This window comes from Chroococcus sp. FPU101, assembly GCF_017312365.1.
In the GTDB taxonomy this organism is placed as follows: Bacteria; Cyanobacteriota; Cyanobacteriia; order Cyanobacteriales; family Microcystaceae; genus Chroococcus.
Genome location: NZ_BLJI01000001.1, coordinates 400,514 through 426,440, shown reverse-complemented (window position 1 = coordinate 426,440; position 25,927 = coordinate 400,514). Strand labels below are relative to the sequence as shown.

Here is a 25,927-nt window from a genome sequence, read left to right as displayed (position 1 = left end):
GATCGTTTTTCTTCTTTGGAGGGGATTTATTCTAACCCCTCCGTTTATTTTGTCTTATTTATCGTCGTCTTCGTCAGTATATCCAGTTGCCCAGTCGGGAGTTTCCTCCTCGTAATCATCTTCTATTTCATCGAGGTTATCTTCAAACTCTTCGTACTCCTCTTCGCCTTCTAGTTTACCGTGACGACCTTCGTGAATTGCGTCGGCTAATTTACCGATGATCAATTTAATTGACCGAATTGCATCGTCATTCGCAGGAATGGGAATATCGACGGCATCGGGGTCACAGTTGGTATCTAACATAGATACGATCGGTATTCCGAGTTTTTGGCATTCTTTAATGGCGTTGTATTCTCGACGTAAGTCAACAATGACCGCAATATCAGGTAAACGGCGCATCGTTTTGATTCCGCCTAAATATTTTTGTAGTTTACCGAGTTCTCGACGTAATACTGCACCTTCTTTTTTGGGTCGTTTGTCGATCGCGCCACTTTCTTCGAGTTCTTCAAGTTCTTTGAGCCTTTCAACACGACCTCGAATGGTTTCCCAGTTGGTTAACATTCCCCCTAACCAACGTTGGTTAATGAAGTTAGAACCACATCTTACGGCTTCAGAGGCAACAATTCCCGCCGCTTGTCTCTTGGTTCCAATGAATAAAAACCGCTTGCCTTGTCTGATGCTTTACGCACATAGTCGTAAGCTTCTTCCATCAGTTCGGCTGTTTGAACGAGGTCAATGATATGTACCCCGTTTCTGGCAGTATAAATGTACTGAGACATTTTCGGGTTCCAACGGCGTGTTTGATGACCGAAGTGAACGCCTGACTCTAACAGTTCGGCAAGTGTAACTACTGGCATTTTTGATTTTGACTCCTATTCGGGTTTAGCTTCCATTCAGGGGGATTTCTCTAGGTTTAGAAACACCCGAATTCCTAAATGTGCATTTTTTTTACAGCCTTTTAATACTATCATTTTGTTAACCTTAAATCAAGGCTTCACTACAAATAATTTGCGGTACGGGAGGGGATAGTGGGGATAAGCGGCGATCGTTGCTCCATTGGCGCATCTGATGTTGTTTTAATAAATTCTCTCCAGTGATGCTATTACGTCGTAGGATGTTGAGTTCTCGGTTAATGACTTGAGTGAGGGGACTACTAAAGGCTTTTTCTAAGATGTTGATCTGGCTTTTGATGTCTTGTGATCAAGTGGTTTTGAATAATAGTCTTAGTTCTCTAAATAATATATTGTTGGGTTTGGGTTAGACGTTGTTGATATTCTCGTTCCGCTTGACGGTGTTTGACTTCTTGGGCAAAAAGATATTTAACCTTCATGACAGCTAAGTTACAACCTTTGGGAAGATTAGCGGGGGAGATCAATCCGCTTAAAACGTCGTCTCATACGTCTTGCTTGCTTTATCCAGAACTGACGTTAATTAGTTTATCAGCTTGGTTTGAAAAGAATAATATTTAAAATACTACCTAGTTTAATAATACTGAAATATATGAATTGACTTTTATAAATAATAATGAAAGAATTAAACAATTTTAAAAGTTTTTGATTTAAACAGAGCAAGTACATGGCTTTACAAAATTTTGTTGGAGATGATTCTAACAATATCAAATCGGCTACACCTTTTTTAGCTGATAATTGGTTGATGTTTGGACGTGGCGGTAATGATTTATTAATTGGAGGAAATGTTAATGACACCCTTTCGGGAGAATTGGGTGATGATAGTTTATTTGGTGGCAGTGGAAATGATAGTCTTGATGGAGGTGATGGCAATGATTACCTAGATGGAGGTTTAGGCAATGATCTTCTAAGTGGTGGACTAGGAAATGATTTCTTTTTAGGTAGTCTAGGAGCTAATCAAATTAATGGAGGAACAGGATTTGACACTGTTGATTACTCCGCTATCAAACAAAAAATTACACTACGCGCCACTGGAAGCGTTTTGAAAGGAACTAGTACCAGTTCGCTCGATCAACTCTTTCAAATAGAATCTATTATTGCTGATAGTACCATTAGCAATAACTTGATTGATGCAACGACAAATGATCCTACTATTTTCATCAATGCAAATTTAACAACTCAAAGCTTACAGGTTTTTAATGTTCCTTTTGGTTCGGCAAACCCTCTAGTTTTCACCGTCACCAATTTTGATGATGTGACAGGAACTAATCAAAATGATACGGTGATTGGTGATGCTCAAAACAATATTTTAAAAGGCAATGGTGGGAATGACAGCTTAGATGGTGGTTTAGGCAATGATAGCTTAGATGGCGGTTTAGGCAATGATACTGTATTAGGGGGTGACGGAGACGATTCTCTAGTTGGTGGTGTGGGTAGTGATCTGCTTAATGGTGGCAACGGAATAGATACCGTTAACTATACTGGAACAAGACAAGCTATTACTTTGTTACCTACAGGTCTGATTCAAAAAAGTAGCGGTACAGATGACATTACCCAAATTGAAAGAATTATTGCAGATGCCACCGCCGCTAATAATTTGATCAATGCTTCTAGTGCGCTGACTCCTGTTTCGATTAATGTCAACCTAACTACTCAAACCTTATCAGTCCTCGGCATTCCCAATGTACCCTCCGTGACTCGCACCGTTATTAACTTTGATAATGTCACAGGAAGTAATCAAAACGATACGATTATTGGTGATTTACAAAATAACCTTTTACTGGGCAATGATGGAAATGATACCATTGATGGCGGTGCAGGGAATGATACTATTGACGGCGGTACAGGAAATGATAGTCTAGTCGGTGGCGATGGTAATGACACCCTAAAAGGAAGTTTAGGTAATGATCTTCTCAGTGGTGGTACAGGGACTGATATCGCTGACTACTCCAGCCTTAACCAAAAAATTACTCTTTTACCTACAGGGACACTGACCAAAGCAAGTGGAGGACAGGATCAACTATTTTTAATAGAAACCATTATCGTTGATTCCAGAGTTACCCATAACCTGATTGATGCTTCAACGGCTCCTTCTCCAGCTACCATTAACGCTAACCTACTAACTCAAAGTTTAGTGGTGTCGGGTGTTCCTGGATTTTCTTCTCTCAGCTTTACTGTCCGCAATTTTGATGATGTTAGTGGAACAAATCAGAATGATACGATCATTGGTGATACTCAAAATAATATCCTCAATGGCAATGGAGGTAATGATAGCATTGATGGGGGTTCAGGTAACGATACGATTAACGGAGGTTTAGGCGACGATACGATCGCTGGAGGATTATCAGGTAATGATTCTTTAATCGGTGGTAATGGTAATGATTTGTTTTTTGGAAATACAGGTACCGATCAAATTAAGGGTGATGCAGGCATTGACACAGTAAACTATTCTAGTCTCACTCAAGCTATTACTTTACTAGCCACTGGTACAGTAAAAAAAGGGAGTGCAGGGAGCGATCAACTCTTTCAAGTAGAAACGATTATTGCAAATGCTGCCGTTGCTAATAATACGATTAATGCCTCTACTGCGGCTTCTCCAGTCTCAATTACCGCAAATTTGTTGACGGGAAGTCTTCAAGTTTTTAATATTTCTGGAGCGTCTGCTAATCCATTAAATTTTACAGTCACTAATTTCGATAATGTAACTGGAACCAATCAAAATGATTCGATTACAGGTGATGTACAAGGTAATCTTCTTAATGGTTTAAGTGGTAATGATTTTATCGATGGAGATGGTGGTAATGATACCCTCAACGGAGATGCAGGAAATGACGATATCTTCGGCTTTACGGGCAATGACAGTATTATTGGGGGAACGGGAAGTGATTTTCTTTATGGAGAAGCGGGTAATGATACTTTAACGGGTGGTATAGGTGCCGATGGATTTGTCTTTTTCTCTCTATTTGATGGAATTGATCAAATTACAGACTTTAATTACCTCGAAAATGATGTCATTTTTATCTCTGCCACTGGATTTGGTGCTTTTTCGACTAGCCAATTTGCCTACAATAATACAACGGGAGGTTTGTTTTTCACGTCATCAACTGGAACAGTGAGTCAATTTGCAACTCTACAAGCTAATCTAGGAATTGGCTTTGTGCCGTCTTTGGATATTGCCTTTTTCTAAATCATTTCAATGAATTGAAGTGTCATTGTTTTCTTAATTTAGATTATTCTTTAACCAGTCATATTGATTTCAACAGTGTAGCTTTTTGACACATTACAATCATTTGACAACTCCCCGACCCTGACCGATTATGGTACAGGGTGGGGTTTCCAAATCAACAACTAAACAGCAGTGATCACAAGTTTTATTGAGAATTTGTCATCTAAAAAAGCTAATCCAAATAACAAGTACACTTAAACTACTCATTGATTCTTGTAATATGTTGTAGAATCAAATCTAACTTACGACTAGCCGATGGTACTTCCGATTTAACTTCTTCTAGTAGTTTAAAAGCTTCCCCGAGCCATCCGAAGCGGGTCTACAATATTATCTAATTCTTGGTAGCCCTCTTCAAGTCGGCTAATCCTTTTTTCCTTTCACCACTTGCCATCTGTAATTTACCTAATCATTAAGAAAGTAGTCTAATTCTGGAGCAACTCAGACTGCTACAGATTATAATAAGGGCGAATGAAGGGACTTGAACCCTCGAATGGTGGTACCACAAACCACTGCCTTAACCACTTGGCTACACTCGCCATTGTCTTAAATCATTATAACATAGAGTATAGGACTTTTGAAAGTCCTATAGGAGTTAATGCAACTCAAATTCAAAGAGGATTGATCAGATTGTCTCATTGGATAAATACCTGTATCGGTCTAGTATTGATCAGTGTTGGGGGGATGATGGTAGTAACGAACCCCGGACAAGTTGCCTATGAAAAATATGCAACAGATCAAATGACGACATATTTAAAAGAAGATCTGTGTATGCAGATTGAAGGAAAAGGCGATTTTCTGAGTGTTGTGCGAAGTCAGTGTAAAAATTTAGTCGATACGGGCCAACCTCAACTTCAAGAAGTCATTACTCAAACCACAAAACGCCAAAATTTCCTTTTGTTTAGTATCTACCAAACGGAACTATCTTTACCCTCACCTGTTCCTAGCTATCAATTTGAAACGATTGGTGTTCTACAAAATTTTTACACCTATCAAGTGCTGGAGATGTAAACTAAGGGTAAATGATTTTTCTAAAACCATGAGTGAGCCAGCAGACAATCTAACCCCAGATATAGATATTCCTCTTTCTCCTCAAGAAGTCGAGATGACGAGAACTCCACCTTGGGGAACGGTGACAGTTTTAGAAGAAGGCCCCCGTTATCGCATCAACCGCATAGTCATTAAACCAGGGCATCACATGAGTACCCAAATGCACTATCATCGGAGTGAGCATTGGGTGGTCGTTTCTGGAACGGCTAGAGTGATTTGTAATGGTGACGAAACGTTACTAAAACAAAAAGAATCGACTTATGTGCCAATGAATACCGCCCATCGTATTGAAAATCCTGGGGTAATTCCTTTGGTAATGATTGAAGTCCAAAACGGCGAATATCTCGGTGATGATGATATTATCCGTTTTCCCAACGAAGAAGATTAATTAGTCATCAGTCAACAGTGAGTAAACGGTCATCAGTCATTGGTCATACCAATTGTGTTAAAATATTAACAAGTCTTGTAATATTTATGATCTTGCAGAGCTTTTAAGCAGCAAATTTTCCTCTAAAAGACATTTCATCTAAAAGACAGTCGTCTATTAGCATACAGTATCCATTTTAATATTTTAACGCTTCCTCTACGGAGTTTTCCTATATGACTTTTGCCCAAGATCGGATAGTCCCCACAGATCTGAGTAATGAAATGTCTCGCTCTTATCTAGAATACGCCATGAGCGTGATTGTCGGAAGGGCGTTACCTGATGCAAGAGATGGTTTAAAACCTGTTCATCGTCGCATTCTTTTCGCTATGTATGAATTAGGTTTAGCATCCGATCGTCCTTTTCGTAAATGCGCCCGTGTCGTCGGGGAAGTATTAGGGAAATACCACCCACACGGTGATACAGCCGTTTATGATGCCTTAGTAAGGATGGCGCAAGATTTTTCGATGCGGAGTCCATTAATTTCAGGTCATGGGAACTTTGGCTCAATTGATAACGATCCCCCCGCAGCGATGCGTTATACCGAGTGTCGCCTACAAGCATTATCGAGTCAAGCATTATTACAAGACATCGAAGCAGAAACCGTAGACTTTATCGACAACTTTGACGGATCGCAACAAGAACCCGTCGTTTTACCCGCCAAAATTCCGCAACTATTACTAAACGGTTCCTCTGGTATTGCCGTTGGGATGGCGACCAATATTCCCCCACATAACTTAGGTGAATTGGTGGATGGCGTGATCGCACTGATCCAAAACCCCGAAATGACCAACGCAGAACTCAATAAAATTATACCAGGACCCGATTTTCCCACAGGTGGACAAATTTTAGGAACATCTGGCATTAAAGAAGCGTATACAGGTGGACGCGGTTCTATTACGATGCGCGGTGTAGCCAGTATTGAAACGATCCAACATCGCGGAAGACCAGACAGAGAAGCCATTATTGTAACGCAACTTCCCTATCAGACCAATAAAGCCGCCTTAGTTGAAAAAATTGCTGAATTGGTTAACGATAAAAGGATAGAAGGAATCTCAGATATCCGAGATGAAAGCGATCGTGATGGGATGCGGATCGTTATTGAACTCAAACGAGATGCTTATCCAAGAGTTGTTTTAAATAATCTCTACAAACAAACCCCCATACAATCTAACTTTGGGGCGAATATGTTAGCTATCGTTAATGGTGAACCGCAACTATTAACCCTCAAGCAATTCCTACAAGTTTTCCTTGATTTTCGCGTTGAAGTGATCATCCGCAGAACCCAATACGAACTCCGCAAAGCATCGGAAAGAGATCACATCTTACAAGGGTTATTAGTAGCATTAGATAACCTAGATGAGATCATACATCTGATTCGTGCGGCGGCGGATACGGCTACAGCTAAAGCTGAATTAGTCTCCCAATTTAGTCTAACTGAAGCCCAGTCTGATGCTATTCTACAAATGCAACTACGGCGTTTAACTGCATTAGAAGCTGAAAAAATCCAGGCAGAACACGAAGAATTACAAGCGAAGATCGCCGATCTACAAGATATTCTAGACAAACGGGAACGCATCGACGCAATTATTATCGATGAAGTTCAACAAATTAAAACCCTTCATGCTAAACCCCGTCTGACTGAAATTGTTCCCAGTGAAGACGAAATTGAAGAAGCTGATTTAATTGCCAACGAACAAGCAATCATTTTACTGACTGAACAAGGCTACATCAAGCGGATGCCTGCTAATACCTTTGGCGCACAAAGTCGAGCCACTAGGGGAAAATCGGGAGCTAAAATTAAAGAAGATGATGTAGTTGAACAATTTATCAGTTGTAAAGATCACGACAATATCTTATTCTTTAGCGATCGCGGTGTGGTTTATACCGTTAATGCCTATCAAATTCCTGCGAGTTCTAGAACCGCTAGAGGTATTCCCATCGTGCAAATGCTACCGATATCCAAAGAGGAAAAAATCACCTCAATGGTCTCAGTAGAAGAATTTACCGCAGACGAATATCTCATCATGTTGACTTGTAACGGTTTCATTAAAAAAACCGCCCTTTCTGCATTTAGCAATATTCGTTCTAATGGTTTAATTGCAATTTCCCTAGAAGAAGGTGATCTACTACGTTGGGTTAGATTAGCCAAAGATCAAGATAGTATTATTATTGGCTCGCGTCAGGGAATGGCGATTCATTTTAAAGCCGATGCCCAACAATTACGACCTCTAGGACGGGCGACTAAAGGCGTAAAAGCCATGAAACTTAAGGCTAATGACGCATTGATCAGCATGGATATTCTACCCGCCCAAATCGTCGCAAATATCGCTTCTGATACTGATAGTTTAGAGGAAGAGACAGTCGACGACATGGAAGAAATTTTAGTCGAAGAAGGAACACAACAAGGCCCCTGGTTACTAGCTGTTACCGCTAATGGCTTTGGCAAACGCATTCCAGTGACCCAGTTCCGTCTGCAAAATCGAGCAGGTATGGGGGTACGAGCCATCAAATTCCGTGTCTCTGGTGACCAATTAATCGCCCTACGAGTCGTAGATTCAGAAGACGAATTAATGTTAGTCACTAGCCGAGGTATTGTGATTCGACAAGCCTTACAAGCAATTTCCCTGCAATCTCGTACTGCGACTGGTGTCAGATTACAACGCTTAGATGGAGATGATGCGATCGCCGCCGTTGCTTTAGTTCCTCCCTCTGAGTTAGATGACGAAGAAGAAGGAGAAAGCGAATAAGAGCGAAAAAAGATATTGCTCGTATTGTCTAATCTAAGAAATGGTTGAGGATAGGCTGATCTATTCTCATCCTCAACCCCTGCGATCTTAAAATTATTCTTTCACCACGTTAGAACAGTCTTTGCCAAGTTCGAGATCGGTAATGTTAGCGATCGTCGTTTCAGCAATATTTTGTAGGGCGTTACGGGTAAAAAAGGCTTGGTGTGCAGTAACTACAACATTTGGAAAGGACTGTAATAACTGGAAGTCATCATCTTGAATAATCGTATCTGACAAATCTCTGAAGAAAAGATCGGCTTCTTGTTCATAAATATCAATACCAAGATACCCAATTTTGCCCGATTTAATGCCTTCAATTACTGCTTTAGTATCTACCAAACCGCCACGACTGGTATTAATGATCATTACACCATCTTTCATTTGAGATATTGTTTCAGAATTGACTAAATAATGTGTTTCGCTCATCAAAGGACAATGGAGTGAGATAATATCAGATTTCTGTAATAATTCGTTTAAAGATACATATTTTCCAATTTCAAACTGGGGACTAGGATAGACATCATATCCCAAAATCGTACAATTAAAGCCTTTCATAATCTGAGCAAAGATTGAGTCAATTTTCCCGTACCAATAACGCCCACTGTTGAACCATTAAGGTCAAATCCGAGTAACCCATCTAAAATAAAATTCTCATTCCGCACACGATTATAAGCTTTATAGAGTTTACGATTGAGCATTAAAACCAAAGCCACCGCAAACTCTGCCACCGCATAGGGGGAATAAGCAGGAACTTGTACAACATTGATCCCTAATTCTTGGGCAACTTTTAAATCAACATTATTAAATCCCGCACAGCGCAAGGCAATCATGTGAGTTCCACCCTTCGCTAAAGTGCGTAGAGTCGCTTCATCTGCTTGATCATTAATAAATGCAAGGAAAACCATGTGCTAAACTAGCTGTTTCTGGGGTGAGATGGTGTTCTAAAAAAACTAACTCATGATTGTAACGATCGACTTCAGTTTGCAAGAATGGACGATCATAAGAACGAGTACTAAAAACAGCGATTTTCATTTTTTTTATAATGGATGAGTTTTTCTTATATATAATAGTAAATGCTCGTAGCTAGATTGCTCTATGGTTTTAGCAAGCCACACTTAATCATAGATTATCGCTTTAAATTCACAGCGTCATCTACAAAACACTAAAGAAATTATTCTATAAAAATTTCATTTAAGAGCATTTTTCAATAGCACTGCAAGGCTCAACTATGAATTATTAATGATAAAAAAATGAAAAAACTATGATGATTAATTGAAGAAAAAGTTAGGTAAGATATAGCAATGATATTTAATAAAAATTAGAATGCTAACTTCTGCCGAATTTTTAACAACATCTTGTTTAGCTTTAGCCCTTTCTGCCGATGCAATGGCTGTCTCGATGACCAGTGGTTTAATGATTCGCCATATTAAAATTAATAAAGCTTTAAAAATTGCTCTTTTCTTTGGTGTATTTCAGGCGATCATGCCGATGATTGGTTGGATTGTTGGTCTAACTTTTCGAGATTTCATGACCAGTTTTGATCATTGGATTGCCTTTGTTTTATTGGGATTAATTGGCGGCAAAATGATTTATGAATCCTTTCAAAAAGACGAAGCAGAAAAGTTTAATCCTTTAGATAATTCAACATTGTTGGCTTTAGCGATCGCCACAAGTATCGATGCTTTAGCGGCGGGTTTGGGTTTATCGATGCTCAAAAGTTCGATTATTTTAGCGTGTAGTTTGATTGGTGTAATTACCTTTGTTCTGTCATTTATGGCTGTTTTCCTCGGCCATCGCTTTGGTGGGTTGTTTAATCAAAAAATCGAAATAATTGGCGGACTAATTTTAATTCTGATTGGCAGTAAGATTTTATGTGAGCATTTGTTGTTTAGTTGAAAAATAAAAGGGTAGGCTTGGCCCACCCTAAACATCGATCAGTTAACTTGAGTTAAGCAGTAATTTTTTCAACTAAAGCCATCACATCACTACGGCTGAGTTTTTCTTTACCAAGGGCTAACACATCTAGAGTACCATGAGCTAAAGCCAAGGGAATTCGGCAGAAATCGAGTGCTGGGCCTTTGGGAAGCGATTCGGTATAGTAATCGGCTAGGATGAGGTTACGACGGGCATAGAACAGCATATCCTTAGCTTGCCAGCCAGTCGGAAAGAAATTAACACCTCGTCCTCTGTCATCGCGATGGTTTCGGAGGATATTCACGGCTTGTAATCCTCGACCAAAACCGATCGCGTGTAAACGATTCGTTTTAGTTCCATCATGCCAAGCCCACAGATCAGAGAGTAATAAACCTACAGCACCCGCCACACTAAAGGTATACTTATCTAAATCAGATTCGGTTTGAATTTCCCAGTTTGATTCCGCCCAATAAGCCATCCGATCAGCCATTGCCGCCGTTGCATCCCAAACACGAGGTGCAATGCTAGGAGGGGCTAAAAGGGCCCATTCTCCAACTCTTTGCGTCACTTCAGGAAGAAGGTTTTTTTGGTGAAGAGATAAATCAAGAGAGAAGTCGTCAATAGTAGAACTTTCAACAGCAGCTTGCAAATTTAAGCTAATGTTTCTCAGTAGTTTTGCTTTAGTAAAATTGTCTAAAGTAGGATGGTCTTCAATTTCGTCGATCGCTCGCATACACAAATAAGCTGAAGCTACAGCCTCTTGTAGTTGCGAGGGTAAACGACTAATCGGTATATAAAAGGTTCGACTGGTTTGCTGGAGAATGGTTAAAGCATTATCACGCAAATTCATTTAATACACTCCTCACACTTTCCTGATGCAATAGCATACAAGTAATATATCCTTAGATCTAATCCGAGTATTTTGATGTTTATGACGACAAGATGCTGTCTATTGTATTACGATTAGACGAAATAGCAAGAGAACATAAATTCGATTGAAGCAAGACTGGGGTTAAGCAAAGCCTGTTCTTTCCTTTTGTAAGAATTCACTTTTATAGTAGTACTCATCTATCCAATAAAGAATAAAATATCCAAAAAAAGGTTTCATAATCATTTAATGATTGATTTAAGGCTGAATTCTTAATCTACCTTTAGATAGAACAGTTTTCAAATGGGCCAAATCATTTTAAACTGATAAATCTAGCCAGAAATTAGCTGACGATGTTTCTTTCAAGGCTGGCTCGTTTAAAGTATCTCTTTTAAAGAATCCCCATGTCTACAATCGCTGATCACACAGTCATCCAAGAACAAGAGCAACCGATTCAAACTACCTTTAACATCCAAGAGATTCAGGACTTACTGCCTCACCGTTACCCTTTTGCTTTGGTGGATCGCATTGTCGATTATGTTCCAGGTCAAAAAGCCGTCGGTATTAAAAATGTAACAATGAATGAACCTTTTTTCCAAGGACACATTCCTAAGATGCCTTTGATGCCTGGTGTTTTGATTGTTGAATCGATGGCTCAAGTCGGGGGAATTATTTTAGTTTTATTACCAGGAATGCGAGGAAAGTTTTTTGCTTTTGCTGGAATTGATAAAGTTCGTTTTCGTCGTCGGGTCATTCCAGGGGATCAGTTAGTGATGACGGTCGAACTTCTTTCCTTTAAAATGAACCGAATTGCGAAGATGCAAGGATCTGGATACGTTGATGATCAATTGGTTGTCCAAGGTGAGATGATTTTTTCTTTGTTTGAGTAGAGACCCAATCAGATCGCGTCTCTACGAAAGTGTATAACCTGTTCATGGGGGGTTATTTTCCTTGCTCAATCGGAACAAAGGTTCTGCTTCTTCTGAGATACTTCCAAGCTAGACCTTCAGGATCTCTACTTTGACTCCATTGAGCAAAGTCTGGCTCAGATTTCCGTCTACCAATGGTACTGGCATTCGTATCGAGTCGTTTAGCTAATTCTGATTGAATGAGAGATAGTTGAGTGGTTTGAGTGTGAGATTCTTCAGGATCACTTAATTCGTTTTCATCTTCTTCATCTTCTTCAGTCAAAGCTAAATTAGCCGTGGTTTCAACATTTTCTGATTCCTCTTCAAAATCAAGAATCTTAGAAATGTTCATGACAGAGGGTTCAGCAGAACTAGCCGAAGAACTTTTAGGCTCAACAATTTCGTTATCTTGTTCTACATCGGGATCACTATCAGCAAAAATACTTCCTAATGCGTTAGCCGTCAAAAAGTAGTAAACAACGCCTTCATCCCCTAAATTCTTGCGTTGTGCGCCAAATTCGTCAGCTTTTTTTTCTAAAAACTTTTTGGCAGTCCATCCGCTTAGATTGGTTTTTTGAGCTAAATCCATTACCGTGAGACAGCCTTGATTTTCGGTCACTAATTGATGAAAAACGGGATCAATGGTTTTTGACCATTTCGTCCATTGATAGTTTTGCCAGATTGTCCAGACTAGGCTTAATCCTACTAATAGTAAGATCAATTTCCACGCCGTGAAAAGAATCATAATCACGATCGCTAAAGGAAGGATCACGATCAAAAAGCCAGCCGTAGTACGATCAAATGCGTTTGCAGTCATAATGGTTGATTTGCCAATAGATATCGATGGCAATAAATATCGCTTCTGCCATATAGTCCATATCAACAGTTTAGGGGTTATTGGCCATGCTCGTTAAGTCTAATCGCTTAAACATGGCTTGACGGGCTTGATTTGCTAAAGAATCATTAAGTTTTGTTAAATTTATTGAAGTTTGATATTTTACTTCGAGGGCTTTTTGGATTAACCAATCGGCAATAAAAGGATTTTTGGGTAATAATGGGCCGTGAGAATAAGTAGCGATCGCATGACGATAAAAAGCCCCTTCATATCCATCCTCTCCATTATTGCCATAGCCTTGAATAACTTTTCCCAAGGGGGATACCTGTCCTAAATATGTCCTCCCACCGTGATTTTCAAAGCCTATCACCACTGGAGACTCACCGAATCGGGTTTTTAGGTCAGAAGCAAGAGGAGAGGCTGTAATCTCAAAAACAACGTTACCGATACAACGTTTAGCATCAGGGCCGGGATGTTTACTAACGAGATCCAAAATCCCTAAACCTTCGATCCGATGCCCTAAAGCGGGTTCGTAGTAGTGTCCTAGCAATTGCGGTGAGCCACAGGTAAACACACCTGGGACTCCTGTTTCAATTCTGGTAGAAATTGCGTCTGCTTTTGCCCCTTTTAGGTCGCGCATGACGATTTCTTGTTGTCGATCTTGCGCCCCTCCACCGACAATCAGATCAACCTCGTTAAAAGCATCAATCTCGGTTTGTTGTTCGAGAGGGATGATTTTTACGGGAATATTCCGCCACTGACAACGACGCTGTAAGGTAATCACATTTCCGCGATCCCCATAGGTACTCATTAAAGTCGGATATAACCAGCCTATTCTTAATTCCATCATTTTTATAAAATTTTTCTTCCTGTTAAGATTTCTCTAATTTCTAACATAGCTGAATAAGTTGGCAAAATATACAGTGTTTCACCTATTTCTGTAGATTCTAATGCCGTTTCTATCGCTTCTCTGAGGTCTTCTTTAACAATTAAATTAGATTGATTAGCTAAATTCTGACTGTATTGTAAGCGAAGTGCCATATCGTAAATGCGATCGCCTGAAACGATGAGCGTTCCACCAATACTAGCTAACTTCTCAGTGTCTACATCCCAAATCCAAGAAACATCGGTACCATCAGGAATACGGTCATTTAGAATTACTAAAGTAGTCGATGGCTTTCCTTGAATTTGTAGATCTTTGACAGCGCGGATCGTTTCATTCATTCCTACAGGATTTTTAGACAGCAGAATCCGAATTTTTTTTCCATTAACCGTTAATTCTTCGGCGCGTCCAAAAGCCGCTTTAAAGTTTTTCACGGTATCAAAAATGGTATCAATATCGATGCTAATTTCCTTAGCGACTAAACCCGCAGCCAAGGTATTGTATTTGTTGTAAACACCGATCAGAATTTGCGGCCAGTCTTTGCTATTTAGAGTCGGCTGGCTTTTCTCAAAACCACAAGATGGACAATGGAAATCACCCAAATGAGACAGATAAACACCCTGATAGTCTAGAGAATGACCACAGTTCGGACAATAAATCGAGTCTACGGCGTGAGGAATTTCATCTAAATACAAATTTGTTTCACTTAAGCCAAAAAAGAGAACTTTTTGGGGGAGATTTTGCCCTAAATAGGAAAGTGTCGGATCATCAGCGTTTAGAATAACTGTTGTTGTTTTGGGTAAAGGTGCGATCGCTTGTTGCCAACGACGACTAATCGTATCGACTTCACCATAACGATCTAACTGATCTCGAAATAAATTTAATCCAACGATAAAACGTGGGCGACAGTCTTTTAAAACCAGTGGTAGAACGTTTTCATCGACTTCTAGAATCGCGTAATCGGCATTTAATTGACCAAATAAATTCGTATTTCCGAGTAAAGTCGTAATTAGACCATTAATTAAATTAGCACCCGTAATATTATGAGCAATTTTCGCGTTTTGGCGTTCTAAGATAGTACTTAAAAGTAATGAGGTGGTCGTTTTGCCATTGGTTCCCACGACTAAAATCACCCCTTGGCGAACCTGTTCACACAATAAGGGTAATAAACGCGGATGCAGACGACGCGCAATCTCACCAGGTAACACACTGGCTGCGCCGAGACGAAGTTGTTTGACAATAGCGGTAACGGTTTTAGCGGTTCCAACTGCCAAACCTAAGCGAATCCGATCAAACAGTTGCATGAGGTTAATATAATCAGTTTCTATATTCTTATTTAGAATACTTTACTGCTATAGATATTGGGTTGATCGGTGAAGTTCCACGAACTCCTGACATGATGAAACATCTCCAACTTAATCTAATCGTTGAAGTTGGAGAGGAGATTAAAATAGATCTGTTTAGCGACAACCAACAACAGAAACGGTGTAAGTTCTTCCTAGTGCAGGTATCCCATTCACGAAAAGATTGACATGAAATGGTTGTTCAGTAGCAGAACGAGGTACAGCTTCTATCGTTAAGGTTTCCCCAGCAGCTAGTCTTTTCTCACGATTATTAAAGAATTCATCTTCGGTTTGGTCGCTGTATTTAAGAAAAAACTTGATATCAAAGGTACCTCCATCACTGGCGGTAATGGTAGCCACATAGCGAGTAAAATTGGCATCACTAGAAACTGCCCAATCTGTATTCCAGTTATTGCGAGTAATCTTAATGCCAAAAGGGCCGGGTATCGTCGGTTGTGCGACCGTTTTAGTTACTTCATTAGTCTGTGGTTTACCGACTAAGGGGATAGGGGTACAGTTTTGAGCCTGAACGGGTAAGCTTAGTCCAAGGAATGAAGCTAAAAGTCCTAATACGGTTATACGGGAAAACATAAAAATATTGTTTTGTTACAAAAATTATTGACAAAGAAAGATGATATCTTTACCTAGTTAGCAAAGATCTACTTCACAATTAGAGTAGCTTATCGCAGATTTATTCGATTTTTTAATATTTTTGTAATATTATTAGATTTTCTCGCTTAAATAAGCTAATTACTGGTTGTTTGAAAATCTTGTAACTTATTTATTACAAAAGTGGTCGCAAGACTCCGCCATAATTTTCATCATCTGTCGCAAAGAAGATTTGATCCCCACTCGGTAATTTTTGAATTGCGATCCCTTCTACTTTTAATCCATTGATTTCGCCCATCTTTTGAGGAAGTGGCTCAAGAATAAGATTATTGTCGTCTGAAATTTGCCCAATACGATAGATTGCGCTGCGGAATGCTCCAGTATTGCCAAGATCGTAGGTAGAAGCGATGTAAAGATTCTGTTGACTATCGATCGCTAAATCAGAAATTTGGCGGATATTTTTGCCACTACCAAAGGAACTTTGAAAAGAAATCGAGCGAAATTCACCAAATTTTAGGGGGTCTAAGGTTAAAGTCGTCCAATGAATCTCCGTACTCGCTTGACTGTCAGCGCGTTCAGTATAAAGGAAAAGATACTGATTGTTAATTTTTGTAACGGCGATCGCTTCCACATTTTCAACTTTCACAGGCCAAGTCGTCTCGGCAATGATTTTAACCTGTGGAATTTGAGTATTATTTAAGCATTGTCCTTTAACCTCTTCTTCATAGGCTAATAAAAACAAACGTTGATAGTTTTTTTTATCGCCACTTTCTGCTATTAAAAATAGATTCGTTTCTGGAATAGCGGTAATACTTTCAAGATCTTTACTGATACCTAATGATTTTGGCCAATTAATCGGTAACGCTTGCCATCTCAGTTTGTCTTGCTCAGAGGGGATTTGTAATAGACTAATTCTAGGTGATGGATCAGAACCACTATCCTTAGCATCGTGAATCACTATAAAGCAATTCCCCTCTACCCACGCCACCCCACTGATATCAGGTAATTGTAGGTTGTTTGAAAAAGAAATAGTATGAAGGGACAACAAGAAAATGATCGTTATAGTCGTTAGAACAATCATTTTTTTGAGAGAGCGATTGATCATAAAGATAATATTAAGAAATGAGGGTTTTTGAATTATAATAGTCCATGAACCTGAATAATTCTGTATTTTGTTTCAAGAACTGCTTCTAGCGAGTCGTTTCTAAATTGACACTCTGAATAAAATCTGAAATAGCTTTAAGGTATTTTTGTCCACCAGTCGCAGCTAGGTTATTATGTCCTGCATTGGGAATGAGAAGTAATGTTTTAGGGAATGAGGCGGCGGCGTATAATTCTTGACTCATTTGATAGGGGACAACGCGATCGTCAGTACCATGTATGAACAAAAAAGGAATATTTAGCACACGTATTTTTTCAATTGAGTTGAACTGTTGTGTCAGAATTAAATCAGTCGGTAGCCACAGATAAGGAAAGGTATAATCGACCATTTTCCGCATCGAGGTGTAAGTTCCTTCAACAATAACCCCTGCTACGTCTTGATGTCGGTAGGCTAATTCGATAGCGATCGCACCACCGAGGGAATGACCATACAAAACGATCTTCTCAGGAGGAATACCGCGCTGTACGGTAAGATAGTTCCAAGCAGCATCAGCATCTTGATAAACACTTTGTTCACTAGGAAAATCACCTTTACTGAGTCCATACCCCCGATAATCGATCACCAGTACAGATAAGCCTAATTGATGTAATAATAAAACTTTTTCGGGTAAATCTCCTAAATTGCTGCCGTTGCCGTGTAGATATAAGATAACTGGACTATTGGGGTGAGTAGATGGAATCCACCAAGCATTTATTTTTTCTTGTTGTACTTGAATCCAAACATCTTCATAATGGAGACCAACAGCAGAAGGTCTATTTCTCAACACTTCGGACGGAAAAAACATTAAACGAGTTTGCCAGACTCTCAGAGATAGAATCAAACCGAGATAAATTAAAATACAAATTCCTCCTGAAATACAGAGTTTTTTAAGCAAATAATGATTAACTCCGAAAGACATGACAAGATTAGAGCCTAAATAAGGCTTGTCTATTGAGCAATATTTACCTTAAATTATAGAGCGGGGCTGATTAGGATACGCAGCAGACTTTAAAACGAAGGAACGTGCCAAGATGGGAGACGGTTTATTTTAATGACATCAATTAAATTAATGAAAAAATTAGCAATTTTTAAACCCAAAAATCTGTTTAGTCTAGCAGGAATCTTGACAACCGTCTTGACAGCATTACCAGTTTATGCTGCAGAAAATATTAATCTAAAATATGGCCCTTTTAATTGGTCAGTTTCGGTTGAGTCCTTAGAAACCTTTGCAACTCAAGGAAAAGTCAAATCAGATCTAGCATTTTTTATTAATCGTTTGACCAGTCAACAAAAAAAGCAGCTACAATCCTTTTTAACAACTTCATATCCAATTAGTCCCGTTGTTTTACATCAATTAGGTCATAGTTATTCAGGACATAGAGTTCTTAACTTTGTCGGTAATGTTGTACAACTTCCAGGCGGTCGTAGCGGTTATTATGGTATACGAGCAGCGATGATTCAAGCATCCGCAGACCCTCAAGGACTCAATGTTATTAATTTTTTACATAAGTTTCCAACTACCGAGGTTCAAATTGATGTAGCAAAGGGTTTACAGCTTATTCGAGAAGCAACAGATTTAGCTCTCAAAACGAGTTTATTTGTCAAACAGCTTGGAGAAATCAACGGTAGTAATGAAAATTCTCAATCAATTGTAGATGTGTCTGAAAATCGTTCTAAAAGTCAAGAAATGACCAAGGCGATGTCTTCACCATTAGATTTACGACAATTAGGACAATTGAGTACAAGCAAGCAAACTCAAACTTTTTTTGATTCTCAACGAAACCGTAAGATTGTTGTTGATTTATATTTACCTAAAAATACACAAGTTCAACTTCCTGTTATTGTTATTTCTAATGGGTTGGGTGCTAATCTTGATCGTTTTGAACAATTAGCGCATCATCTTGCTTCATATGGCTTTGCTGTTATTATTCCAGATCATGTGGGTAGTAATGCTCTACGACAAAAAGAATTTTATCAAGGTTATTATAAAGAATCTTTTGATGCAACAGAATATATTGATCGTCCGTTAGATATTACTTATGTTCTTAATCAACTTGAAAAACTAAATTCAAATCAATTTAATAATCAACTCAATTTACAACAAGTGGGCGTTTTTGGTAATTCTTTTGGAGGTACGACGGCTCTCGCTTTAGCTGGTGCAACAATTGATTTTAAGCAGTTAGAACAAGATTGTGAGGAAACTAAAAGTTTAATTAATATTTCGATTGTTCATCAATGTCGAGCTTTAGAATTACCTCGAAAAAATTATAATTTAAAAGATAGCAGAGTTAAAGCTATTTATGTGCTGGTTCCCTTTGGTAGAAGTCTTTATGGACAAACAGGAATTAGTCAAATTGATATACCTGTTTTTTGGCAAGCGAGTGATGAAGATTTAATTACCCCTTTGCTCATTGAACAAACTCCTACATTTAGTTGGCTAACAACTCCTAATAAATATTTTTCCATTGCTGAAAAACTCCCTCATACCAGAATTGGTTTAAGTGTACTGAATAAAATAATGGATCGACAATTATCGGCTGAACAATTATTAGCATTAACTCATAAGTATTTAAGTGCTTTAAATCTCGCTTTTTTTAAAGTCTATCTGGAACAAGATGAGGAGTATCGTTCATACTTACAACAACCCTATGCTGATATTTTGACCGAAAAACCTTATGATTTAATCTTGTTACAATCAATTCAAATGACTCAAAATAGTCGAGCTTTAAAAAATTGAAATTCAGTCATGAAAAATAGGTGGAGTGATTCTTATGAAAAAATACCTCGTTGGTTATGCTTTTTTATTATTCTTCTTGTTCTAGGCATAATTTTTCGTTGTGCTAATTTAGGAACTAAAATTTATTGGGTTGATGAAGTATTGACATCGGCACGAATTTCGGGCTATACCAAACAAGACATAATTGAAGATGTGTCAAAAAAAGGATTGATCAATATTAAAGATTTGCAATATTATCAAAAATTAAATCCAGACAAAAACTTTAATGATACTTTTAAGGCTTTAATTAAAAGTCCAGAACACGCGCCACTCTATTTTATTATTACGCGATTTTGGGTACAGATTTTCGGTGGAAATCCAGCAGAAGTTAGAAGTTTATCACTTATTTTAAGTTTACTCGCTTTACCTTGTTTTTATTGGTTATGTCAAGAATTATTTAACTCAAATTTAGTGGGTTGGGTGACTCTTTCTCTTGTTTCGGTTTCTCCTTTTTATGTATCTTATGCTCAAGAAGCACGACCCTATAGTTTATGGATTGTTACATTATTAGTATCTAGTATTACGTTGTTAAGAGCCTTACGTTTAAATAATTATTTCAATTGGCTTTTTTATCTCATTAGTATAATTTTAAGTTTATATACATCTTTACTTTCTATTTTAGTTTTATTGGGACATCAAATTTATGTTTTATTGCTAGAGAAATTTCAGTTTAGTCAAAAATATAAAAATCATCTGATTGCAGTTAGTCTTGGTTTAATTTCTTTTAGTCCTTGGTTATGGATTGTTTTTCATAGTTTACAACGGATTCAAGATAATACAACTTGGATGAGAGTTAAGATCGGACTTTTAGCGGTTGCTATTATTTGGCTTTATAGTACATTTATTATTTTTATCGAAACGCCGATTTATTTAGCCTTTGACCCCTTGATAGTGACTAGAGCAACGATTGATTTGACTTTACTAATTTTAATTTGTTATTCTCTGTTTTTTCTGTATCGCCAAACGTCTAAATCAATTTGGTTGTTTGTGTTTATACAGATTTTTGCTTCAATGATTATTTTCAGATTATATGATTTAGTGACAGGGGGACAAGGTTCAACAGCTATTCGGTATATGATTCCTATTTATATTGGAATTCAATTAGCAGTAGCGCATTTATTTGCTCATAAAATTTTCTTAAAAGATCAACGTTTTTGGAAAAGAAGCTTTATTATTTTAATCTTGATTGGTGTCTGTTCTTGTATCTATCTCTGGGATAAATCACCAAGGTATCAAAAAACTCGTAATGTTTATAATCCTGCGATCGCATCCATAATTAACCAAAGTCATAACTCTATTTTACTAGCAGAACCAGAACAAGCAATTGACATTATTTCAATGAGTTATTTATTGGATAAAACAACTCAAGTTAATATCAACTCTAACCCAGACTTATCACAAATTCTAGAGAAATGTAACAATATCTTTGTATTTAATCCCTCTGTAAAATTTCAAGATAAAATAAAACAGGAAAATCAACAAATACAGTTAGAGAAAGTTTATCAACCTAAATTAATGGTAACAAATGAAATTTTTATATCGCTGTGGAAAATTCAAGAATCTAATCAGGTTTGTTCTCAAACTCATTAGCTGGAGAAGTTGTAGATATGTTTAAGTATCGTTGGAAATTATCAGTTTTACCAATCGTTGTCGCTACTGGATACCCGTTATTTTTTTTAGAATCTAGCTATGCTCAAGAAATTGTACTTAAATCTAATCAAGTTATAATTTCTCAAAGAAATAGAACAAATCGTCCAACACCATCTAGTATTAATTATGTTGTTAATCCCCAGTTTAAAGAAGCTGATATGTTTCGAGAAGGACTTGCTAGAGTGAGACTACAAGATAAGTGGGGTTTTATCGATAAAGAAGGACAATTTGTAGTTAATCCGCAATTCCAAAAAGCGAATAGTTTTGGAGAAGGTCTAGCATCTGTCAAAACCGAAAATCTTTGGGGATTTATTGATAAAAATGGCCAATTTGTCATTAATCCACAGTTTAAAGAAGCAGGATCATTTAGTAGTGGATTAGCTAAAGTAAAAGTTAAAGATCGTTGGGGATATATCGATAAAGGAGGTCAATTTGTGATTAATCCACAGTTTAATGAAGCTGAATCATTTAGCGGTGGATTGGCTAAAGTAAAAGTCAATGATCGCTGGGGTTTCATTGATACATCAGGACAATTTGTAATCAATCCACAATTTCAAGAAGCAGAATCATTTAAAGAAGGAATCGCTAAAGTAAAAGTACAAGACAAATGGGGTTTTATTGATACTACAGGTAGATTTGCCGTGAATCCACAATTTAATGAAGCGGATTCGTTTAGTAGTGGTTTAGCAAGAGTTAAAACACAAGATAGATGGGGATTTATCGACAAAACGGGAAGATATATTATTAACCCACAGTTTAATGAATCAGAATCTTATAAAGAAGGATTAGCTGGGGTTAAATTGGGAGACAAATGGGGATTTATTGATAAAAAAGGGAGATATGTAATTAATCCTCAGTTTAATAAAGTCAGTTCTTTTAGTGAAGGATTAGCTGGTGTAAAGTTAGGGGATCGCTGGGGATATATTGATCGAACTGGACAATATATCGTTAATCCACAATTTAATGAAGCTGGTTCTTTTAAAGAAGGACTTGCTCAAGTAAAATTAGGAGATCTTTGGGGATATATTGAATAACTATGGCATCGATTCGTAAATTTTTATCAGAACTTAAGGCTAAACAACGACAGATCGTCATTGCTCAAGGCGAAAATGTTGTAAGACGGCTAGAATTTTTATATGCTCAATCCTCCATTATTGGAGATAAAACCTTTTTTGATCCTAAAGAGTTTGCATGGACAACAGAGATCGAATCAAATTGGAAGATTATTAGACAAGAAGTCGATCAAATTTTAAATAAATTAGAAACCGTTCCCAATTTTCAAGATGTTTCACCCGATCAATACGATGTTACCAATGATGATCGCTGGAAAACTTATTTTTTCTATGCCTATGGTCTAAAAGCGGAAAAAAACTGCGCACGGTGTCCAGAAACAACTCGTTTAATTGAACAAATACCAGGGATGAAAACCGCTTTCTTTTCGATCCTACTCCCTCATAAACACATTCCAGACCATCGCGGGCCACATAAAGGAGTTCTTCGCTATCTTTTGGGGTTAAAAGTTCCCAGAGAAAAAGAAAAATGTCGCATTAGAGTCGGCAATGATTATCAATATTGGGAAGAAGGCAAAAGCATGATGTTTGATGATACTTTTCCCCATGAGGTTTGGAACGATACCGATGAAATTCGAGTTGTTTTGTTTTTAGATATCGTCAGACCCTTACGTTTTCCAGTCTCTTTACTCAATTCATTTTTTATCTGGCTGATTTCCATTTCCCCCTATGTTCGCACAGGTAAGAAAAGATTAGATGATTGGGAAAGACAGTTTAATTCTTGAAATGCTAGTTTACGAAATCTACCGTAAAATGAATTTTCGAGAGCAAACAGCTAAAAGGCCATAAAAAGGTTTTAACCTACAAAATTAGTCGGTTTTAACCGACTTTAGCTTTGATACATAAAATTTATTATATGGATACATAACCAATATATTTTATGCTTTTTCTCGTTTTGGTCTCGTCTCAGGCATAGCTAGACTAAAGACTAAAAACGCGATCGCAGCAATCCCAGCCAGCGTTAGAAATCCAGTCTTATAGCCAGCTTGTTGAACAATAAATCCAGTCATCAAATTACTTAGAGAGGCACCGATGCCAATTGCTGTAGCGATCGCACCTTGGACAAAATTAAAGCGTCCTGTACCTTTTGTCAACTCAGCGACGATTATTACACTGACTACACCGAAAATCCCTGCGCCAATGCCATCTAAAATTTGAATTGAAACCAGAAAATAGGGATTGTTGCTCAAAGTATATAACACGCCTCGAATCGGTAAGACGAAAAAAGCAATTAAGAAAATCGTCTTGTGTCCCCAACTACCCGCTAACCGTCCTGATAAACTTGCAACGGGAATCATCACTAACTGTGCCACGATAATACAAGCAGACATATAGAGAGATGCACCTGTTGCTTTGCCAACAGCAAGATATTGTCCGACCAATGGTAACATCGCAGCATTAGCAAAATGGAATAAAATAACTGAAATTGAGAAAATCAATAAACGACGATCTCGCCAAAGCATCAAAAATCCCGATTGATGAGGAGTTGTCTTAAATGCTTCAGATTTTTCTGCTACCACTGCACCTCGGGCCAGTTCGTGGTCAATGTCTTGTTCTCGAATTCTTAAACTAGCTATTGCACTCCCTACCGCCATCGCTGCTACTAGGTAAAAAATCCATTCACGACCGATGAAATGTCCGAATAATCCTGCCAATGCTGCCGCTAAAACATTTCCTGTATGATTGAACGATTCATTACGTCCCATACGCCGATCTAAGTTCCGATAACCGACCATTCCTAATGTAATTGCTGCAATAGCAGGTGGAAAAACCGTCGCTGCAATTCCGATTAAAACTTGTCCTGTGACGACTGTAGAAAATTTAGGAATTAGTACCATCATCGGACAAGCGATCGCAATTAATCCTGCTGCGATGATAATCAATAGACGTTTTTGACGCACAGCATCGACCAGTAAACCGGCTGGAGTTTGAGCGAGTACACCTGCTATTCCTGAAATTGACATCACTGCACCGATGCTAGCCGGTTCCCAATGTTGGGTAGCTAATAAATAAATCCCCAAATAAGGGCCAACTCCATCTCATACATCAGCCAAAAAAAGATTTAAGTAATCAAGTACTTGCAAACTTTGTCGGCGAGATGTTGAGTTTTGATGATTAACTAATAAATTTTTCATTAAGCGAGATTTTCTAAAATGAGTATTTAAAATCAAATTTATGATGTTTTAAAAAATAGTTATTATTTTTAAAAACAGCTAGGGAGTAGCAAAAGAACTCAAAAATTGAACCTCGTTTAAGATTCTGACGGAACTTTACACCCAAAATTTATTAAATTGATCTATATTCGTGAAGATTATAATTTACGACTTTAGCAAGAGGTTTAATTAGTTCCCAGTCCTTAACATATATATAAGGAAATGTTTAGGCAAATCAATTATGGTGGAAACTCGCTCTACTGTTCCCTTGGGTGAAGATATATCAAGTCATTTATTAAAATATACAGAAGCCGAACAGCAGTTCGTTAAGCTCTTAACAACTGAAAATTTAGATCAACAGTTATTATTAAAATCTAGTTTAAATCAACGTTTTGAGGCGGCCCTTGGTGACGCTCTTTCGGTAGCATATTCTGAACAGTCTCCAGATGCCGAAGCAGCAAATCTGTTTTTACAACGTGTTCTCTATCGAATTAATCGTCTTAACTTTTTTTGGTATACCGATCTTAAACAATATACCAATGAACGGTCTACCTATTTGCAATGGGTTAGAGATCGAATTGAAACCGTTTGGCAAGCGTGGGAGAACGATCAACTTGATATCGAACAACTCCAAAAGCTAGATGTTAAACAAGCATTAATCGAACGGGGAGACGCTGACTTAGAACCACCGCTATCGGAAAGTAAACGATATATTCGTGAAGAAATGTCCTTAGCGGGTTATCGTCATTTAATTGCGATCGCCTCACTGGATGGTTTAGTTGAGTCGAGTCGTCTGTGTCATATTTTAGGTGGTGCAAGTAACGAGGTTCAAGCGACATTGATCCGCGTTTTGTTAGAAGAATATGGTAGTGGTCGTTTAAGTCGGAAACACTCCACATTTTTCGCTCAAATGATGCAGGAATTGGGACTCAACCCAGAACCCGAAACTTACTTCGATCTCGTTCCCTGGGAAGTTTTAGCCTCAATTAACCATAACTTTTTACTCACCCAAAGAAAGCGTCATTTTCTGCGCTATAACGGTGGATTTACCTATTTTGAGATTTACGGCCCTTCTATCTATAAAGATTATATGGCAGCAGCCCAAAGATTGAACCTATCGGATCAAGCAATGGGATATTGGGAACTGCACATCAGAGAAGATGAACGTCACGGACAATGGATGCTGCATAATGTCGCGCTACCCCTCGCTGAACATTATCCCGAACAAGCTTGGGAACTGGTTCTCGGTTATGACCAAGAAAAATTAATGGGCGATCGCGCTGGTGTTGCAGTGATGCGACTCGTTAAAGATGCTGAAACACGCACAGATATTTTGTACTAATCTTTCCGCTTATTTCTTTTAGTTTTTTTCTTACTCTAATC

Annotated in this window: 21 protein-coding genes, 1 tRNA gene and 2 pseudogenes; 12 read left to right on the top strand and 12 right to left on the bottom strand. The window is 38.1% G+C overall.

Features of this window, described 5'->3' with window-relative positions; translation table 11 throughout:
* Window positions 1–54 precede the first annotated feature (54 nt).
* Window positions 55–857 (bottom strand): annotated as a pseudogene (gene rpsB / locus CFPU101_RS01800) (30S ribosomal protein S2).
* Between the two features lie 471 nt (window positions 858–1,328).
* Between rpsB and CFPU101_RS01795 the strand changes: the two are divergent.
* Window positions 1,329–1,469 carry a hypothetical protein gene (locus CFPU101_RS01795; RefSeq protein WP_206813608.1) on the top strand — a complete coding sequence of 47 codons (141 nt, stop codon included), beginning with the start codon at window positions 1,329–1,331 and terminating at the stop codon, window positions 1,467–1,469.
* Window positions 1,470–1,575: 106 nt separating this feature from the next.
* Window positions 1,576–4,095 (top strand): calcium-binding protein, encoded by a 2,520-nt coding sequence (locus tag CFPU101_RS25935; RefSeq protein WP_206813607.1) that lies wholly within the window; start codon window positions 1,576–1,578, stop codon window positions 4,093–4,095.
* 502 nt (window positions 4,096–4,597) lie between these two features.
* Here CFPU101_RS25935 and CFPU101_RS01785 read toward each other — a convergent pair.
* Window positions 4,598–4,670: transfer RNA gene (locus CFPU101_RS01785), tRNA-His, on the bottom strand.
* Between the two features lie 91 nt (window positions 4,671–4,761).
* Here CFPU101_RS01785 and CFPU101_RS01780 point away from each other — a divergent pair.
* From CFPU101_RS01780 to gyrA, 3 genes are all read left to right on the top strand, one after another.
* Window positions 4,762–5,142, top strand: coding sequence for a DUF4359 domain-containing protein (locus tag CFPU101_RS01780; RefSeq protein ID WP_242577715.1), 381 nt, complete (start codon window positions 4,762–4,764; stop codon window positions 5,140–5,142).
* A 94-nt stretch (window positions 5,143–5,236) separates the two neighbouring features.
* Complete coding sequence (locus CFPU101_RS01775; protein ID WP_206813754.1) at window positions 5,237–5,569, top strand: phosphomannose isomerase type II C-terminal cupin domain; 333 nt, start codon at window positions 5,237–5,239, stop codon at window positions 5,567–5,569.
* A gap of 212 nt (window positions 5,570–5,781) precedes the next feature.
* Window positions 5,782–8,355, top strand: a complete 2,574-nt coding sequence (gene gyrA, locus CFPU101_RS01770; RefSeq protein WP_206813606.1) for a DNA topoisomerase (ATP-hydrolyzing) subunit A — start codon at window positions 5,782–5,784, stop codon at window positions 8,353–8,355.
* 93 nt (window positions 8,356–8,448) lie between these two features.
* Here gyrA and CFPU101_RS01765 read toward each other — a convergent pair.
* Window positions 8,449–9,299: pseudogene (locus tag CFPU101_RS01765) on the bottom strand (2-hydroxyacid dehydrogenase).
* Window positions 9,277–9,426: a hypothetical protein gene (locus tag CFPU101_RS25335; RefSeq protein ID WP_242577714.1), complete on the bottom strand. Its 150-nt coding sequence runs from the start codon at window positions 9,424–9,426 to the stop codon at window positions 9,277–9,279. Before CFPU101_RS25335 ends, CFPU101_RS01765 begins: the two are co-directional and overlap by 23 nt.
* Window positions 9,427–9,717: 291 nt before the next feature.
* On the opposite strand from CFPU101_RS25335, the gene CFPU101_RS01760 reads away from it, so the two are divergent.
* Window positions 9,718–10,290, top strand: a complete 573-nt coding sequence (locus tag CFPU101_RS01760) for a manganese efflux pump MntP family protein (protein WP_206813605.1) — start codon at window positions 9,718–9,720, stop codon at window positions 10,288–10,290.
* Between the two features lie 52 nt (window positions 10,291–10,342).
* On the opposite strand, the gene CFPU101_RS01755 is transcribed toward CFPU101_RS01760, so the two are convergent.
* Window positions 10,343–11,158: a squalene/phytoene synthase family protein gene (locus CFPU101_RS01755; protein ID WP_206813604.1), complete on the bottom strand. Its 816-nt coding sequence runs from the start codon at window positions 11,156–11,158 to the stop codon at window positions 10,343–10,345.
* A gap of 422 nt (window positions 11,159–11,580) precedes the next feature.
* Between CFPU101_RS01755 and fabZ the strand changes: the two genes are divergently transcribed.
* Window positions 11,581–12,066 (top strand): 3-hydroxyacyl-ACP dehydratase FabZ, encoded by a 486-nt coding sequence (gene fabZ, locus CFPU101_RS01750; RefSeq protein ID WP_206813603.1) that lies wholly within the window; start codon window positions 11,581–11,583, stop codon window positions 12,064–12,066.
* 52 nt (window positions 12,067–12,118) lie between these two features.
* On the opposite strand, the gene CFPU101_RS01745 is transcribed toward fabZ, so the two are convergent.
* From CFPU101_RS01745 to CFPU101_RS01720, 6 genes are all read right to left on the bottom strand, one after another.
* Window positions 12,119–12,901: a hypothetical protein gene (locus CFPU101_RS01745; RefSeq protein WP_206813602.1), complete on the bottom strand. Its 783-nt coding sequence runs from the start codon at window positions 12,899–12,901 to the stop codon at window positions 12,119–12,121.
* A gap of 70 nt (window positions 12,902–12,971) precedes the next feature.
* On the bottom strand, window positions 12,972–13,766 hold the full coding sequence (locus CFPU101_RS01740) for a type 1 glutamine amidotransferase (protein WP_374191923.1): 795 nt from the start codon (window positions 13,764–13,766) through the stop codon (window positions 12,972–12,974).
* 5 nt (window positions 13,767–13,771) lie between these two features.
* The gene (locus tag CFPU101_RS01735; protein WP_206813601.1) at window positions 13,772–15,106 is read right to left on the bottom strand and encodes a Mur ligase family protein; all 1,335 of its coding nucleotides are present in this window, start codon (window positions 15,104–15,106) and stop codon (window positions 13,772–13,774) included.
* A 156-nt stretch (window positions 15,107–15,262) separates the two neighbouring features.
* Complete coding sequence (locus tag CFPU101_RS01730; protein WP_374191918.1) at window positions 15,263–15,736, bottom strand: hypothetical protein; 474 nt, start codon at window positions 15,734–15,736, stop codon at window positions 15,263–15,265.
* 193 nt (window positions 15,737–15,929) lie between these two features.
* A complete protein-coding gene (locus CFPU101_RS01725) occupies window positions 15,930–16,859 on the bottom strand; it encodes a hypothetical protein (RefSeq protein ID WP_206813600.1) in 930 nt (309 codons plus the stop codon).
* Window positions 16,860–16,944: 85 nt separating this feature from the next.
* Window positions 16,945–17,814 (bottom strand): alpha/beta hydrolase, encoded by an 870-nt coding sequence (locus CFPU101_RS01720; RefSeq protein WP_206813599.1) that lies wholly within the window; start codon window positions 17,812–17,814, stop codon window positions 16,945–16,947.
* A 132-nt stretch (window positions 17,815–17,946) separates the two neighbouring features.
* Between CFPU101_RS01720 and CFPU101_RS01715 the strand changes: the two genes are divergently transcribed.
* The 4 genes from CFPU101_RS01715 to CFPU101_RS01700 are packed head-to-tail and all read left to right on the top strand — an operon-like array spanning window position 17,947 to window position 23,116.
* Window positions 17,947–19,632: an alpha/beta hydrolase gene (locus CFPU101_RS01715; protein WP_206813598.1), complete on the top strand. Its 1,686-nt coding sequence runs from the start codon at window positions 17,947–17,949 to the stop codon at window positions 19,630–19,632.
* Window positions 19,633–19,641: 9 nt separating this feature from the next.
* A complete protein-coding gene (locus tag CFPU101_RS01710; protein WP_206813597.1) occupies window positions 19,642–21,261 on the top strand; it encodes a glycosyltransferase family 39 protein in 1,620 nt (539 codons plus the stop codon).
* 17 nt (window positions 21,262–21,278) lie between these two features.
* The gene (locus CFPU101_RS01705; RefSeq protein WP_206813596.1) at window positions 21,279–22,355 is read left to right on the top strand and encodes a WG repeat-containing protein; all 1,077 of its coding nucleotides are present in this window, start codon (window positions 21,279–21,281) and stop codon (window positions 22,353–22,355) included.
* 2 nt (window positions 22,356–22,357) lie between these two features.
* Window positions 22,358–23,116, top strand: a complete 759-nt coding sequence (locus CFPU101_RS01700; protein WP_206813595.1) for an aspartyl/asparaginyl beta-hydroxylase domain-containing protein — start codon at window positions 22,358–22,360, stop codon at window positions 23,114–23,116.
* A 153-nt stretch (window positions 23,117–23,269) separates the two neighbouring features.
* On the opposite strand, the gene CFPU101_RS01695 is transcribed toward CFPU101_RS01700, so the two are convergent.
* Window positions 23,270–24,412: an MFS transporter gene (locus tag CFPU101_RS01695; RefSeq protein WP_206813594.1), complete on the bottom strand. Its 1,143-nt coding sequence runs from the start codon at window positions 24,410–24,412 to the stop codon at window positions 23,270–23,272.
* Between the two features lie 373 nt (window positions 24,413–24,785).
* Between CFPU101_RS01695 and CFPU101_RS01690 the strand changes: the two genes are divergently transcribed.
* Window positions 24,786–25,886: an iron-containing redox enzyme family protein gene (locus tag CFPU101_RS01690; protein WP_206813593.1), complete on the top strand. Its 1,101-nt coding sequence runs from the start codon at window positions 24,786–24,788 to the stop codon at window positions 25,884–25,886.
* Window positions 25,887–25,927 lie beyond the last annotated feature (41 nt).